Source organism: Cyclobacteriaceae bacterium (assembly GCA_013141055.1).
Classification (GTDB): Bacteria; Bacteroidota; Bacteroidia; order Cytophagales; family Cyclobacteriaceae; genus ELB16-189.
On record JABFRS010000001.1, the window covers coordinates 1,000,270 to 1,016,509 of the forward strand.

The 16,240-nt window shown below is 41.5% G+C and carries 18 protein-coding genes; 1 reads left to right on the forward strand and 17 read right to left on the reverse strand.

Annotated elements, in window-relative coordinates:
* Nucleotides 1–2: 2 nt before the first annotated feature.
* From HOP08_04310 to HOP08_04335, 6 genes are all read right to left on the reverse strand, one after another.
* Complete coding sequence (locus HOP08_04310; protein NOT74129.1) at nt 3–671, reverse strand: NADH:ubiquinone reductase (Na(+)-transporting) subunit D; 669 nt, start codon at nt 669–671, stop codon at nt 3–5.
* Nucleotides 668–1,393: an NADH:ubiquinone reductase (Na(+)-transporting) subunit C gene (nqrC, locus tag HOP08_04315; GenBank protein NOT74130.1), complete on the reverse strand. Its 726-nt coding sequence runs from the start codon at nt 1,391–1,393 to the stop codon at nt 668–670. The genes HOP08_04310 and nqrC overlap by 4 nt, the downstream gene beginning before the upstream one ends.
* On the reverse strand, nt 1,380–2,573 hold the full coding sequence (locus HOP08_04320; protein ID NOT74131.1) for an NADH:ubiquinone reductase (Na(+)-transporting) subunit B: 1,194 nt from the start codon (nt 2,571–2,573) through the stop codon (nt 1,380–1,382). Before HOP08_04320 ends, nqrC begins: the two co-directional genes overlap by 14 nt.
* Before the next feature lie 7 nt (nt 2,574–2,580).
* A complete protein-coding gene (locus tag HOP08_04325; GenBank protein NOT74132.1) occupies nt 2,581–3,945 on the reverse strand; it encodes a Na(+)-translocating NADH-quinone reductase subunit A in 1,365 nt (454 codons plus the stop codon).
* 180 nt (nt 3,946–4,125) lie between these two features.
* Nucleotides 4,126–4,812, reverse strand: coding sequence for a (d)CMP kinase (locus HOP08_04330; protein ID NOT74133.1), 687 nt, complete (start codon nt 4,810–4,812; stop codon nt 4,126–4,128).
* A 240-nt stretch (nt 4,813–5,052) separates the two neighbouring features.
* Nucleotides 5,053–5,748 carry a hypothetical protein gene (locus HOP08_04335; protein ID NOT74134.1) on the reverse strand — a complete coding sequence of 232 codons (696 nt, stop codon included), beginning with the start codon at nt 5,746–5,748 and terminating at the stop codon, nt 5,053–5,055.
* Nucleotides 5,749–5,801: 53 nt separating this feature from the next.
* Here HOP08_04335 and HOP08_04340 point away from each other — a divergent pair, with 53 nt between their 5' ends.
* A complete protein-coding gene (locus HOP08_04340) occupies nt 5,802–6,068 on the forward strand; it encodes a hypothetical protein (GenBank protein ID NOT74135.1) in 267 nt (88 codons plus the stop codon).
* Nucleotides 6,069–6,129: 61 nt separating this feature from the next.
* On the opposite strand, the gene HOP08_04345 is transcribed toward HOP08_04340, so the two are convergent.
* From HOP08_04345 to HOP08_04395, 11 genes are all read right to left on the reverse strand, one after another.
* Nucleotides 6,130–7,536, reverse strand: a complete 1,407-nt coding sequence (locus HOP08_04345; GenBank protein ID NOT74136.1) for an MATE family efflux transporter — start codon at nt 7,534–7,536, stop codon at nt 6,130–6,132.
* A gap of 318 nt (nt 7,537–7,854) precedes the next feature.
* Nucleotides 7,855–8,688 (reverse strand): elongation factor Ts, encoded by an 834-nt coding sequence (locus HOP08_04350; GenBank protein ID NOT74137.1) that lies wholly within the window; start codon nt 8,686–8,688, stop codon nt 7,855–7,857.
* Nucleotides 8,689–8,810: 122 nt separating this feature from the next.
* Complete coding sequence (rpsB, locus tag HOP08_04355; GenBank protein ID NOT74138.1) at nt 8,811–9,578, reverse strand: 30S ribosomal protein S2; 768 nt, start codon at nt 9,576–9,578, stop codon at nt 8,811–8,813.
* A gap of 19 nt (nt 9,579–9,597) precedes the next feature.
* Nucleotides 9,598–9,984 (reverse strand): 30S ribosomal protein S9, encoded by a 387-nt coding sequence (rpsI, locus tag HOP08_04360; GenBank protein ID NOT74139.1) that lies wholly within the window; start codon nt 9,982–9,984, stop codon nt 9,598–9,600.
* A gap of 22 nt (nt 9,985–10,006) precedes the next feature.
* On the reverse strand, nt 10,007–10,468 hold the full coding sequence (rplM, locus tag HOP08_04365) for a 50S ribosomal protein L13 (protein NOT74140.1): 462 nt from the start codon (nt 10,466–10,468) through the stop codon (nt 10,007–10,009).
* Between the two features lie 98 nt (nt 10,469–10,566).
* On the reverse strand, nt 10,567–11,286 hold the full coding sequence (locus HOP08_04370; protein NOT74141.1) for an RluA family pseudouridine synthase: 720 nt from the start codon (nt 11,284–11,286) through the stop codon (nt 10,567–10,569).
* Nucleotides 11,287–11,294: 8 nt separating this feature from the next.
* Entirely contained in the window at nt 11,295–12,032 is a 738-nt protein-coding gene (locus tag HOP08_04375; GenBank protein NOT74142.1) for a hypothetical protein, read from the reverse strand.
* A gap of 39 nt (nt 12,033–12,071) precedes the next feature.
* On the reverse strand, nt 12,072–13,121 hold the full coding sequence (locus HOP08_04380; protein NOT74143.1) for a two-component sensor histidine kinase: 1,050 nt from the start codon (nt 13,119–13,121) through the stop codon (nt 12,072–12,074).
* Between the two features lie 3 nt (nt 13,122–13,124).
* Complete coding sequence (locus HOP08_04385; protein ID NOT74144.1) at nt 13,125–13,814, reverse strand: response regulator transcription factor; 690 nt, start codon at nt 13,812–13,814, stop codon at nt 13,125–13,127.
* Nucleotides 13,815–13,949: 135 nt separating this feature from the next.
* Nucleotides 13,950–14,978, reverse strand: a complete 1,029-nt coding sequence (locus tag HOP08_04390; protein ID NOT74145.1) for an aminopeptidase — start codon at nt 14,976–14,978, stop codon at nt 13,950–13,952.
* A complete protein-coding gene (locus tag HOP08_04395; GenBank protein NOT74146.1) occupies nt 14,975–16,093 on the reverse strand; it encodes a hypothetical protein in 1,119 nt (372 codons plus the stop codon). Before HOP08_04395 ends, HOP08_04390 begins: the two co-directional genes overlap by 4 nt.
* Nucleotides 16,094–16,240 lie beyond the last annotated feature (147 nt).

Here is a 16,240-nt window from a genome sequence, read left to right on the forward strand (position 1 = left end):
AATTAATGGGATTCACGATAACCGTTGATTGTTCTCTGAACCCAGATAATAACTCCCAAAAGAATACAAGCTCCGGCAGGCAACAATAATAATCCGTTTCCCTGATACGGTATTCCTAAAGAAGCAAATACTTTAAATCCGAAAAGTGAGCCCGCTCCAAAAAGCTCGCGAACAAATGCCAGTACCATTAAGATCATTCCATAACCAAGACCATTGCCCATTCCATCAAGGAAGGATGGCCAGGGCTTGTTAGCCATTGCGTATGCTTCAAGGCGGCCCATTACAATACAGTTTGTAATGATCAATCCTACAAACACTGATAATTGCTTTGACACATCATAGACATATGCCTTCAATATCTGATCCACCATGATTACCCACAGTGAAACAATTGCGAGTTGCACGATGATACGAATCCGTGAAGGTATTGTATTTCTCAAAGCAGAGATCGCAACATTTGAGCAAGCCGTTACAATGGTAAGACCCAAAGACATAACAAATGCAGGCTTCATTTGAGTAGTGACTGCGAGTGCTGAACAAACACCAAGGATCTGAACCGTTACCGGGTTATCAATATCCAGTGGATTAGAGATCAGCTTTCTGTTTTTCTTGGAAAAGAGAGGCTCGGCCTTCTTCTCTTTTATAACTTCCGCTACTGCTTCTGTGCTCATAGTGATGCTTGTTTAGTAGACCCCACATTCTTCTTCAAATAATTTTCATAACACGCCAGATAATCTTTTAGCATGTTGTTAACGCCTTTCGCGGTAAGCGTGGCACCAGACATTCCATCCACTTTATGAGGATTACCAGAATAATCGTTGCCTTCGCCTTTCTGAATATTGATAGACACTAAAGATCCATTCTCAAAGATGGATTTGCCCTTAAATCTTTCCTGTATTTCTTCTGACTCGATACGTGCTCCAAGACCTGGCGTCTCTCCAGCATGTTGAAATTTCACACCCTGCACGGTATTAAAATCCGATTTTACAGCAATGAATCCCCAGATGTTATTCCAAAGTCCGTAGCCATAAACCGGCATAACTGCATACTCTACTTTTCCTGAATCATTACGGAACTCATACACTGGCAGCAATCTCTCCTTAGGAGTTTTCTTATATTCTGCAGCAACGATCACTTTTTCAGGAGTCATACCCTCCACCACATTGCCTTGTGCATCGATGACAAAAGCCTTGACCTGCTTATTATATATCTCATTGATATCATCTCCTTCCTTAAGGGTGATTACAGAAGCAAGAATATTCTTCTTCTGTTCCATAGCAATATTTGCATCCTGCTGCGGCTTCAGGCTCACCGCAGCAAACGCCAGTAATCCGCCGCACACCACTGTGATGGCAGCCGAATATAAAATGATATAAGTGTTAGACTGTCGCACGTTGTATTCTCCTTTTTTTATTAGCGGCCACTACAAAATAATCAATCAGCGGAGCGAAAACATTCATCAGTAATATCGCCAGCATGATACCTTCAGGATATGCAGGATTAAAAACCCTGATCAACACAGTGAAGACCCCGATCAATAATCCATATACCCATTTTCCAGTTTCAGTCTGCGTTGCAGTGACAGGATCTGTTGCCATAAACACCGCGCCAAAAGCAAGACCACCAATTACAAGATGGTAATGTGCAGGCATTTGTGTGAATGGATTTGTTCCAACAGCATTAAGAAATAATCCCATTCCAAAAGCTCCTGCAAACACACTAAAGATAATCTTCCAGCTTCCTACTCCTGTCATGACTAGAATTGCTGCACCGATCAGACACATTAAAGTTGATGTCTCACCGATACACCCAGGCATTATACCCAGGAACATATTCCAGAAGCTATAAATTCCATCGGCCCAGCCGGCCCCAAAATTATTTAAGTCGTTCACTACATTTCCGGTAGATTGAGCGGCGAGCGCTAAAGGAGTCGCACCTGAATATCCAGAAACTGTTTTAGCTCCATCACCCAGGAATGTCCAAACTTCACCAGAGATTTGTGAGGGGTAAGCAAAGTATAAAAAAGCACGTGCCGTAAGAGCAACATTCAATACATTCATTCCTGTTCCCCCAAAAGCTTCTTTTCCAATGATCACAGCGAAAATAGTGGCAATGGCAACCTGCCAGAGGGGAATTCCTGCAGGCATTACCAATGGTATCAACATACCGGTGACGAGGTATCCTTCATTCACAGGATGCTTACGGATGGTAGAGAAAATAAATTCAACTCCAAGTCCCACTGCGTATGACACAATTATAATGGGCAGGGTTTTGATAATTCCTATCCAGAATTCTTCACCTACTGAAGCAGTCTGACCGATGGCAATAAAGTGCTGACGGCCCACATTCCACATTCCGAAGATCAAACAAGGAAGCATTGCAAAGATCACCGTCATCATCAATCTTTTAAGATCGATTGCGTCGCGGACCTGAACACCTTTTACTTCAGCTGTTGTATTGGGGGAGAAAAGAAAAGTATCCATTGCCTCATAGGCGAAATAGTACTTCTCAAGCTTGCCTCCTTTTTCAAAATTATGCTTGACCGAGTCAAGACGTTTCCTCAAAAAATTCATATATCTCTTAACTCTTTCTGATCAATTCAAGTCCATCACGAAGTATATCCTGGATATTATGCTTGGAAACATCTACAAATTCACAAAGTGCAAAATCCTCTTCAATCACTTCATAAATTCCCAATGCTTCCATTTCATCGACATCTTCTGCCAGGATGCTCTTTATTAAATGTGTTGGCAGAATATCCATCGGCATAACTCTTTCGAATACACCCGTCTGAACAAATGCACGGGGTTCGCCATGCGTGTTGGTATCCAATTTGAATTCCTTTGACGGAGTGAGGAACGAAAACAATCCCCACGCACGCTGAAAGCTCAATTTATTAGCTCCCGGTGTAATCCATCCTATAAACTCATGATGGTTTCCTTCCGGTAAAACAGTTAGCTGATGATCATGGAAACCAATGTGTCCGTCGCTTTCAATTCTGGTTCCCGTAAGAGGGTTACCTGAAATGAAGCGAACATTTTCTGAAGAAAGGTTATTGGCAACCAGTTTTTTAATAGAAGCGCTTGTCACTGTTTTATAGTACTGAGGCGCCTTAACTTCAGAACCTACTACTGCTACGATCTTCGATGCGTCATAAACTCCATTCAGAAACAACTTTCCAATCTGGATAACTCCGAAAGGATTGATCGTCCACACAATATCTCCTTTGCTGATAGGATCAATATGATGAATCTGAACTCCCACACAACTTGCAGGATGTGGCCCTGAGAATTTATTCACTTCAGCACCCTTCACCTGGGAGAATACCGTAGCAATATCACTGGTCGTGTGAACATTGAGATTCACAGCACCGGACGTTAATTTTTTTAGAATGTCAACACCTGCCTGGAAGAACTGATCCTGACCTTTGAATAGAATACTGTAATCCGGAGCTAGTGGATGTGTATCAAATGCAGATATGTGAATTGCTTTCGGAGTTACGGCTGGATCAGCGATCGTTCCGAAAGGGCGTTGAACAAAATTTGGCCAGACACCTGCTTCAAGGATCTGTGCTTTAATATTCTCAGCTGAAAGATTACCTATTTCAGATATGCTGAACTTTTTAAAGTTCACATAGTCGCTTTTCTTATCAGCAAGAATTTTTACTTCCAGCAAAAGGCGTTTCTCACCGCGCTTTATTTCAACCACCTCTCCGCTTACCGGAGATGTAAATTGAATGGATTCAAGTTTTTTGTCGTGAAAAACAGGAGACCCGGCTTTGACAATATCACCTTCTTTAACAACGACTTTTGGCATGTAGAGTCCATGAAAGTCAGATGGTTTGAGGGAGATGGTTTCAGCAGGCTCGGAGTCTGCAATTTTCGGGGCTGCTTTGCCCGCAAGATTGATATTAAATCCTTTCTTAAGACGAATAAATTTGCCCATGAATTTTGACGGCAACGATATATTTTAGGCCGAGGCAAAATTAGCAATTATCCTTACCCGTCAACGATTTTTTAGGCTTTTGTTAAGGGTTTTGGGTTAAACGGTATTCTTAGAAATTCATGAACAGATTCACTGGAGAATACGAGAAATACATACCCGAAATGAGGTGGGTGCCGGATGCTATTTTTTCTTTTGGACCATCCTGTTTAGAGCCAATCTGACGACTTCATCCACCTCCTCATCAATAGTAATGTGGGTAGTGTCCATCTCAATCGCTTCGGAGGCCTTTCTCAACGGACTTTCCTGGCGGGTGCTGTCGATCTCATCGCGCTTCAGGAGATTTTCTATAATCGAATCAATGTCCACCATCTCGTCTCTGTCCAGCAATTCTTTTTGCCTTCTGAAAGCTCTCACCAGAACATCTGCAGTCAAAAATAATTTAAGCTCGGCATCTGGGAATACGACGGTTCCGATATCACGACCATCCATTACGATCGCGCGCTCTTTGCCCATTCTTCTTTGCTGGTCGACCATTGCATGACGAACTTCGGCAATGGTGCTGACCTGGCTTACAAATTCAGAGACTCTCATATCCCTGATCTCCCTCTCCACGATCCGGCCATTTAGAAAGGTCTCTGTCTTGCCTTTGCTGTTGACATTAAATGTTATCTTGATCTGACTCAAAGCAAAGTTGACCTCTTTCAGATTTGTGAGAGAGACGTGCTTATCAAGAAAATGAAGGGTAACTGCCCTATACATAGCCCCCGAATCGATATACCGGAAGCCTAGAATTTTGGCGACCTCCTTGGCAGTAGTACTCTTCCCACATGCTGAATATCCATCAATGGCGATGATGATCTTCTTCATATTCTCAACAGTCTTTAAGCGGACAAGGGATCGGCTTACCTCTTTTTAATTTCTTATGAGCATGGTTGGAAGATGCACACGCATTCACAGCAAGGAGAATGATGATTAAAAATGAAATGAATCTTATTTTTTTAGAGATCATCTATGGATAATAAAGGCCAAAATAATTATTTCTACGAACTTTATTTTTTTTATTATGAACATAGATTACAGAATTTCTTTCCAGGAAGAATCGCTTCTTTATTCGGTTAATTTTCCATGATAACTCATTCTGAATCCAATCTTCTGTCCCGCCCCAAGCTCCTGCGTTTTTTCAAGCTTCTGATAAAGCGTAATGAATTTCACCTGAGTGTATGGTGGTGCCATCAGGTCATTTTCAATCGCCAGCATCAGTGAAAGTTTAACCATAACATTCAGATCCTGCTCAGTAATGGGCTCATCCGATATTTGACCATACACAATTCCCAATTTTCCCTCGCCTTCAATAATATACCGGCCATCGTGATTGATCAGAAGACGAGCCAATAAATAGCCAGGATCATTCACCCGGTTGAACTTGATAGAATCAGACATAAAGTTATAGACCATAATTTGACCAAAATACTGATTGATCTCATTCTCTTTTATGTATGGGTTTTTCATTACATCATGATCGTCTTCAAACGTCACAATGTTGGTGTGTAGCACAAAGATCAAAAGATCTCCTGCCAGTTTAACCTGAAATTCATTTTCATTAATTCGCTTGAAGTCAACAGTAACATCATTGTCCGTACTGGGTTTAGTCTTCTTTTTAAGCTCCCCTGCTACCCGTTTTGATTCTTTTGCGAGAAGCTCAAATGACTGGATGAGTTTTTTATATGTGATCTGCTTGGCGGTGGATTTATTCTCCAGGAGCTTTACGATATGTTCTAGTGGATCGGGTTGATCTGTTTCCATGGAGATCTTGTTTTAAGTCTGTAATTTAGAGAATCAAAAATAATCCGATAAGTATGGAAACCAACGAAGAAGGAAAAGCAGAGCGATTTTTTAAGGATTTTGGTAAAAAACTTGACAATTTCTTTGTCGAGGCTAAGGATGCCAGCTCCCGAATGGAAGTTGATTTGAAAAAGAAGTTTGAGGAATTGAAAGACTCAGCAGAAAAAATCCGAAATGACTCAAACAATAAGGAGCGCTGGAAAGAAGTTGAGGTTAGCCTGAAAAAAGCTGGCGAAGAACTGGAGAAAGCGCTGAAGGCGGCATTTAAGAAAAAACCATAATCCGGTGATTCGTTTTTATGGTTGATCTGCATCACCAAACAACAACGAACCACCGAATCACTTAAATCTTCACATTCTTCCATTTACCTCTTCTGAAGATCAGTATTGCAATAACTGCAAGAACAGATTCTGCAATTGCAATTGCCCAAAAGGCACCTGATGCTCCAAAGTCAAGTTTGATTGCCATCACGTATGCCAGAGGCACCTGAAAGAACCAATAGGTAAACAGGTTCAGTATCGTTGGTGTGCGGGTATCTCCAGCGCCGTTGAATGACTGCACGACTACCATTCCGTATCCAAAGAAGACATAACCGAAAGCAACAATACGAAGGCATTCTGTTCCATACTTTATTGCCTCAGGATCAGATGTAAAAAATCTCATAATGGGTTCTGAAACAAAATAAAACACAATTGAGATAAGCCCGAGAAATACCATATTGGCTACCCCTGCTTTCCATACAGACTCTTCTGCACGTTCAGGTTTTTGTGCTCCCAGATTTTGGCCAACCAGTGTTGCTGCAGCATTGGCCATACCCCACGATGGAAGAATCGTAAAAATGATTACACGAATAGCAATCTGATATCCCGCAAAGGCTGCACTGCCAAACGTAACAATGATCCTTGCCAGGAAAAGCCAACTTGCTGTTGATATCAAAAACTGTCCGACATTACCTGAAGCAATCTTGATCAACTTGACAATGATGCCATAATCAATTTTGATATTTTCCTTGTTGATCTTGATGATGCCTTTATCACCCCGGAGATAATAAAGTTGATACATGACGCCTGCAGCACGACCGATATTAGTAGCGATCGCTGCACCCTCCACTCCCATAGATGGAATAGGTCCCCAACCGAAGATTAGGATTGGATCCAGGATCATATTAAGAATATTCGCAATCCATAATGAATGCATGGCAATCGCAGCGTTGCCCGCACCCCGGAAAATTGCATTGATCAAAAAGAGGGCAACAATAGTAACATTTCCACCCAACATCCATAGAGTATAACCAGAACCAACCTGAATGATTTGTTCAGAGGCTCCCATTAAACGAAGAATATCCTGATAAAAGAAAATTCCTACAATACTGATAATGAAAGAAAGAACCAGACCAATATAGAGTGCATTCACTGCAGCGATAGCCGCTCCGGGTGAGTCTTTCTCACCAATGCGACGAGCGACCATAGCAGTTGCCGCCATACCGAGACCCATTGCGAGAGAATAAATAATACCTGTCACAGATTCTGTAAGGCCAACAGCAGTTACAGCGTCGTTATTGTTCAACCGACTGATGAAGAATATGTCGACTACTGCTAAGAGAGATTCCATGGCCATTTCAAGAACCATCGGAATCGAGAGCATAAAAATGGCACGATTGATACTACCATCTGTAAAGCTTTGCTCAGAACCTTTTATAGCTTCCTTAAATAGATTAAATATTGAAACCGTTTTCGTAAAAACTTTCATAGTTAAAATTAAATGTAAATAAATAGAATGAAACCATTTACACCGGAAGGTGTATGGCTATCGATTTGAAAGAGACTTGATGCGAAATCAAATCAGAATACGAAAATCATAGGCTTAAATTTGCCGATTGGAACCGAAATATACGGGAAAGATTGGAAAAGGTTATCGGGTCTGCAATTCTCTCAATCTTCTTTTTAGAATAGACCGAAATAATAAGCTTCAGCTAATCAATGGCGGAATAAAAGCGACATCCCACTATACACCAATAAAAAAGGGGCCTTTGCCCCTTTCTTATTTACTAATGACTCTTCAAATGAATTAGCCAATTGCTATTCTCTTGAACTCAGCTACTGTCAGGCCTTTGGTAACACTATCCAGATACTGAGCAACAGTCTTTGAATTATCCTTAACGAATATCTGAGGCAACAATGTATTGTCCTTGAAGAACTTGTTCATCTTACCAGCGGCGATCTTCTCAACCATGTTTTCAGGTTTTCCTTCTGCAAGGATCTGCGCTTTCGCAATTTCAAGTTCCTTTTCAATTACTGATTTATCGATGTTCTTATCATCCACAGCCAAAGGGTTCATGGCAGCGATTTGCATACCAACATCCTTACCGGCATCCGTAACGTCCTTACCGTTAACACCTTTCAATGAAACCAACACACCCAACTTATTACCAGCGTGGATATATGGAACAATGGCCTCACCTTTCATCTGAACATACGAACTGATATCAAGGCGTTCACCGATCTTACCAACAAGCTCAGTGATCTTATCATTCAACGTAAGTCCGCCCACGCTTGTAGCAAGCAATTCTTCTTTTGTCGCAGGCTTTTTAGCAAAAGCTGTTTCAATGATAAGCTTTCCAAGATTCTGGAAATCATCTGTTTTTGCAACGAAATCTGTTTCGCAGTTTAAAGCGATGAGTACACCTTCTTTCTTATCGTCAGAAACCCTAATGAATACAGATCCCTCTTTAGCTTCTTTGTCAGAACGGGAAGCAGAAACTTTCTGTCCTTTCTTTCTTAAAATTTCTATGGCTTTTTCAAAATCACCATCGGCTTCGGTCAAAGCCTTTTTGCAGTCCATCATACCGGCACCGGTCATAGTGCGGAGTTTGTTTACATCTTGTGCTGTGATTGCTGACATGTTCTTTTCTAGTTTAAAATTAGTAGTCTATATGAAATCCTCGCTTTAAAAAACGGGGTTAAATGAAGCGTCCTGCCACCGATCAGGGAAGCAGGACGATCAATTACGTTGCTATCTATCGGTTACGCTTCGTGAACCGGTTCGTCCACTTTACGCTTCTCTTCCTCGTCCTTTTTAGAACCTGCTTCTTCCTTGTCTTTCTTGCGCTCTTGTAAAGCCTCTTCTATTGCTTTACCAATGTATTTGGTAATGATAGAGATAGATTTAAAAGCATCGTCATTAGCAGGAATTGGGAAATCGATATCAGAAGGATCTGAGTTGGTATCCACCATTGCAAAAACCGGGATGTTCAACTTTTGAGCTTCTGCTACTGCGATGTGTTCGCGTTTTACGTCGATCACAAACAATGCTGCAGGAAGACGGTTAAGGTCCGTGATACCTCCTAACAATTTTTCAAGCTTAGCTTTTTCACGGGAGATCATCAGACGCTCGCGTTTCGCAAGGTTTGAGAAGGTATCATCCTTCATCATCTTGTCGATCTGAGCAAGCTTCTTCAAAGACTTGCGGATAGTAGCAAAGTTGGTCAACATACCACCTAACCAACGCTCTGTTACGAACGGCATGTTAAGACGTGTTGCTTCTTCAACGATGATATCCTTAGCCTGTTTTTTAGTTGCTACCAGCATGATCTTACGACCTGAACGAACGATGTTCTTGATTGCGAAGGTTGCTTCCTCCAGGCATTTCAATGTCTTATTAAGATCAATGATGTGAATACCGTTGTTCTCCATGAAAATGTACTCTGCCATTCTCGGATTCCACTTGCGGGTAAGGTGTCCAAAGTGAACACCTGCTTCCATCATTTCCTGGGTTGTTATTTTATCTGCCATACTGCTGCTATCGTATCGATTAACGTTTGCTGAATTGGAATTTCCTTCTTGCTTTTCTGCGACCTGGTTTCTTACGCTCTACCATACGTGAGTCGCGGGTAAGCAGACCTTCTTTTCTTAGTGCAGGGCGGTTTTCGTTGTTAATGTTAACAAGAGCACGCGCAATGCCTAAGCGGATAGCTTCTGCCTGTCCTTTATTGCCACCACCTTCTACATTCACAGTAACATCGTAGTTGCCTTCCAGCTTGGTAAGGGTCAATGCCTGCTTTACAGTGATCTGCAAAATTTCTGAAGAGAAATAAGCTGCAAGCTCACGGTCGTTAATGATGATTGTTCCTTTGCCTGGCTTTACATAAACCCTTGCAATGGATGTTTTTCTGCGACCTATGGTATTAATGATATCCATGAATGTTAACTATAGTGTTCTGTTATTTATAATTCTTGTTCTCAATCTTCATAGCCTTAGGCTGCTGAGCTTCATGAGGATGTGATGCTCCTGCATAAACATGTAAGCTTCTGAAAAGCTCGCTTCCGATTCTGTTCTTTGGCAACATGCCTCGTACAGCATACTCAAGCAATCTCTCAGGGTGCTTTGCCTTGATCATGTTAGGGGTAGATTCTTTCTGACCACCGTTATAACCAGAGTGAGTGAAGATCACACGATCAGTCCACTTCTTGCCAGTCATTTTCACTTTCTCAGCATTGATTACTATCACATGATCTCCACAATCTACGTGGGGTGTGTAGCTGGCTTTATGCTTGCCACGGATTACCATAGCAATCTGGCTCGCAACGCGACCCAAAACTTGTCCTTCGGCATCCACCAAAACCCAGTTCTTTTCAGCACTGGCTTTGTTTAGGTTTTTTGTTTTAAAACTGATCGAATCCACTTGAATTAACGGTTAAACTCCTTAAAAATCACAGCCCTCCTCAAAAAGGGACACAAAAGTAGCCCCAATAGATAGATTATGCAAGCAGGTCTCTGATTTTAGCGGACGTTTGCCGAAAGTTGCTTCAGCATCGCTGTAAAGTCCTTAGGATAAGGGGCTTCCGTCAAAATTCGGTTCCCTTTCAGGTCTGAAAATTCGAGCGAAAAGGCATGGAGTGCCATTCTTTTTATCAGCGTTACCTCCTCGGTATCCTTTTTCACCCTATAATTTCTCTTAATCTCAGAGATCAGGAACGGTTTGCCCCCATACATTTCATCCCCGGTAATAGGAGCCTTCAGAGACGACAAATGGATCCGGATCTGATGCATTCTCCCGGTCACCGGATGGCACTCAATCAGAGAATGCTTATAGAAGGTTTTTAGGGTCGAAAATGACGTTTCCGCCTCCTTTCCTTGTGACGATAATTTCACAGTACCATCATTCTGCTTCAAAATCGACTTATTCACAATTACATTCTCAAAATCCTGGATTCCATCCACCACAGCGTGATAGACTTTGCTCACTTCCCTATGCTCAAATTGCATCGAAAGGTGGCGATAGGCTTCCGGATTACGGGCTATAGCAAGTACCCCTGAAGTGTCCTTATCCAATCTATGGCAAACCTGCGGATCGGATTCTACCTCTCTCGCCAGAGCCAGAATATTTACCGGTTCGACCCGGTCCTCCAGGGTGGCAATAAATGGTGGCTTATTGATTAAGATGTAATCCTCGTTTTGAAAAAGGATAAGGTCTGAGAAAGAGGGAGAGTGTTTGGGCATGGGAATTTCTATTTCCCTACATTAAATGCCAATCCCCATGAAAGATTTAAGTTGGAAATATTCTGCGTACCGCGATTGCCTGTAAAGCCTAACGATTTGGAATAGTCTGCATCTGAAGTAGCCTGCATAAATTCAATACCAAACTTCAATTGTGCTGCTTTGTCCAGCTTTAGTCGAATATTCGAGCCTAATCCATATCCAAATACAAAATTTCTTATGGGTGAATAATCTCTTATCAAAGTCGGATTGGCAGGGGCAGTAATATTTTCTACGGTATGATTAAACGCAGGAGCTGTAATGCCCATTATTCCAGCGAGTGCTTTGAAATCAATGTGAATATTTTTAAGCGGCAACGTTACATAGGGACCTGCAAAAACATAAAGACTTTTCCATGGCTGTAACTCTGTAAGAACAATTCTTGTTCCCGGAGAAGGTGGTGTAGTCGTTGCAATCTCTGATGCTAAAGCATATCTATTAACACTATTTGAAAACATTCCTATCTCAGTTCCAAGGCCTGCATTTTGACTCCAGAACCCAGCATATTCTATTTGGAAATTATACCCGCTTCCTGCAAAACCACTGCCTTCTCTAATGGATACCGATTCTGAATAGCTTCCCATCGCAAAACTTCCTCCACCACTGAAAGCAAGGAAATTAACAGTCCGGTTAACCTTTAAAGAATCCTGCGCCATCATTTCATGTGACAGAAGAGTAAAGAAAAGTAAAACCGCCGCTACTACTTTCATATTTTAAAACTGATTAAAGAGTAAAAATAAATAAAAAAACTAATCCTTGTCCTCTTCTGATTTCGAACGACTTAATTTAAAACTAAAAGTAGAACCTTTACCAACGACACTCTCTACTTCTGCACGGGATCCATGGCCCTCTAAGATATGCTTGACGATGGCGAGACCAAGTCCTGTTCCTCCCTTCTCACGACTACGACTTTTATCCACACGATAGAAACGCTCAAATATTCTGGTGAAATGTTGTGAAGGGATCCCCTCTCCTGTATCGGTAACAAAAGTGGTGATGTACTTCTTGCTGACATCGAATGAAACAATCACTTCTCCACCTTCGGATGTATAATTAATCGCATTTGACACCAGATTGGTCATAACCTGAGTGATCCGTTGCCAGTCAGCATGAACGATCAGCTTTTGAGGATGATCCAGCAACCTGAGTTTAATTTCTTTTTTCTCGCTTTTCTCTTCAAATTGATCCACCACTTCAACACAGAGTTTGTGAAGATCGAAGGATTCGAATTTCATCTTGATATCACCCGTTTCGATCTGGGATAATGTCAGCAGATCCTGTACCAGCACATCCAGGCCATCCAGACTTTTAGCAGCCTTCTTTAAAAAGCGGTTGCGAACTGCCTTGTCATTCATGGCTCCATCCAGTAAAGTATGAATGAATCCTTGCGCAGCAAAAATGGGCGTCTTTAATTCGTGTGAAACGTCTGCAATAAATTCCTTGCGAAAGGCTTCCAGCTTTTTCAATTCATCAATTTCCTTTTGCTTCAGCAATGCAAAGGAGTTGATCTCCTCATTGATGTTGGTCAGCGGATTGAGGGCTCCTGATTTTTCAGGTTTGATTCCACCCAGTTCTTTTTTCCTGAGCTTACCCAGCATTTTATAGATCTTGTTGATCTCGCGAAACACAAGAAACTCCAGAACAACATAAATTAATAAATAAGAGCAGAAGAAGCTGATGACGCCGGCAACAATAAGGCCGTCCTGACTGACACTTTTTACAAGGGACAGGAAGAGCACGGTCACCAAAGCGATGAACACCGCCAGAAGCAACGCCATCGTCCGGGCACTATAAACCATGTATTAAATCAGATTGAATTTATAACCGACTCCCTTTACGGTTGTAATGTAGTCATCTCCGATCTTTTCTCTCACTTTTCTTATGTGAACATCTACCGTGCGGGCCAGCACATAGACATCTGACCCCCAGATATTTTGCAAAAGATCGTCGCGGCTGAAAACTTTGTTAGGATTCTGAGCCAGGAAAAACAGCAGTTCAAATTCTTTTTTAGGGAGATTAATTTCTTTGCCCTTTACCTTAATGGTATAGCTGGAACGGTCAATGATCAGGTCTCCTATCGTAATCATTGAAGTAGGAGTTTTGCCTTTCGAATCACGTCTGAAAAGCGCACTGATCCTGCTCATTAAGGCGCGTGGCTTGATAGGCTTCGTTATGTAGTCATCAGCACCCACGTCAAACGCTGCCACTTCAGAATACTCTTCAGAACGGGCGGTCAGAAATACTATGAATGTATTGATCAGATCAGGCATTGCCCGCAACTGCCGGCAAGCTTCGACACCATCCATGCGTGGCATCATAATGTCCAGCAACACCAGGTCTGGTTTGAATTTTTTTGCAATCTCTACGGCAAGATGACCGTTGTTGGCTGCTTTGACTTCGTAGCCTTCTTTTTCAAGATTGTATTTAAGCAATTCGAGTATGGGTTCTTCATCGTCTACCACCAGCACTTTGTAAGCGGCTTTTTTACCCATGTTTTTTTGATTTTTAAGTAGTTCAAAATTAGCCAGATTCAATCCAATAAAAAACCTGTGTTAAGGGTTTAACAATTACTTAATCTGTGGATAATGAGCAGATGTCTGTGGATTCATCATCCATAGCGCACGATACTAAAGAAAGGGATATGCTTTCTTATAATGATTGATCATTTTCTTTAAATCGTTGCCAAATAAACGCTGCCAATCATCCTTCATCGTATCATGCTTTGATTCATACGTTTTGTAGGACATAAAGTAGGTGTTATTGGGAAGCCTCTTTGCAAATCTGTTCGATTTTCGTTTTCCTCCACTAAAAGACAGTGTATCCATTGAATTAACAATGCGTCTTATAAATTCTTCTTTCCTTTTCTTTTTGGATTCAAGGGAATCACTTTCTGAAAAAGTATTATACAAACTGTCCAGCTTTTGTGTTGATAGAAGCATGTATTCGGCAAACTTTCTGTAATCACTATCCTCAAAAAAATATTCCTTAAATACTTTCGATGTATCACCTCTTGTTACCTGAAGGAAACGCTCCGCACCACGGTCTCCAATAAATGAAGCGAGGTTTTCATTGAAGTCTGAACTGTCTTTCACATAAATAGTAGAGTGGACCATCTCATGGATGATCAGGCTAGCAAGATCCCCATCGCTGCGACGCAGCATGCCGCTCAGGATCGGATCTGTAAACCAACCCAACGTGCTCCATCCTCCAGGATTTCTGACACTTACATCCCAATTATCTTTTTCCAATGATTCCTTTTCCTTTATAGCACTCTCGCGATTGAAGAATCCTTTATATGGTACCGATCCGACGATCGGAAATTCCCAGCGTTTTTCTTTCAGCTTAAAAGGCTCGCAGGCGATCACCACCCACATCAGCTCCTGCCCTTTCTGATCGTACATGGTCTTGTAATTATCCGTGTCGTTCAGTCCGAGAGAATCAATTGCAAATTGCCTTGCTTCCTGAATCAGTAATAATTTTGATTTAAGAGAGTCAGGATAAGCAGGGTCCTGAATAAACTCTTCAACAGGTCTGGCTTCACGTATGATTTTAAGCTGACCTAAACCCTGTGCGATGCCATAGGATATCAACGACCAATAAATAGCACATACTATCAGAAGAATCAGTAAAAAAAATCCAAGAATCTTCTTTATCATTTCTTCCTTTTGAAATAGTATTTGTCGCGATAATTCACATACACGCCGTAGGAATACTGAAAGGTATGATACGATAGGTCGAAGTAAGGTTCGTATCGCAGGGTCAGATAAAGATTTTCAGCAACTTTATAATCATAGAGAAATCTGAAGATCATCAGATTAGGTGTCGGCTGAATACGTGTGTTATCAAAGTAAGAAACGGCTGGATAGATTTTCCCACCATCAAAGGCAATGAACTCCTCTGCCTTCCAATAACTGGCCATAACTTCCAGTCCAAATTTTGTAGATAGTGTTCCATTTAAATAATAGCCGCTTCCATCTTTATACGCTTGCCGGGAATTTGTTAAGTCTTTATCATATAAATAAAAACCATTCAACCCGATTTGGCTGACCAATCCATTTATAGGTTGGGACCAATTCAATCCAACCGCCGTATTCACCAGTGTTTGAATCGCTAATCCAGCGATGTCAAGTTGCCCTCCCTGGTGGCGTGTCATCAATTGGATCGGAACGCTAAGTGATCCACTACCGATTTTCAGTATTTTTTTCTGAGCAGAGAGACCTGCCACCAATTGTTCCTGCTGAGTATCCCGCCAGTATTGCATGTATTGCCAATCAATCCACAGGTCAACAAAAAGATCTTCACGATTGATCTGAAATTGTACACCCGTCTCCAGTCGGTTGTTCAGAACTCTTTCAAAATCATATAATGGTTCGATTAACCTGTGGTTGAGACTGCTTTCCAGGTTTCCGAAAATGACTGAGTATTCATTTTTATTCCATTTAATGGAGAAGATCGGCGCAATTGTGGAGAATTTGCTGTTACCGAAATCCTTTTGAAAATAGCCTCCTGCGTCAATCCTTACATTTTTATTGAGATGATAGCTGACATACGGTTGAAACTGAAATCCAAAAAGAGTGTAGCCATCAATGATCGTCCGGGTGTATTCATTGTTCTTAAAAAAAGCCAGTGTATTGAGTCCGACAGCAAATTTTCCTGAATCTGCTTCATTTACAGGCATCCTGTCTTCGAAAACCTTGTTATTGAGTTGACCAGAAGCCGAAATTGCCCCAACAGCCAGAAATACGGAGAGAACGAAACATCTGAATTTCATGAATGCGCAAATTACGCTAGTTAGGGGGAAATCGTCAGGGATGAGGGACTTTAAAATATGTCAGGGTTTCCGAATCACTAAAATTTTTAGCAAAAAGTTATAATTATTAGTATTGAAGTATTAATTTCAAACCCAGTTTAGAACACG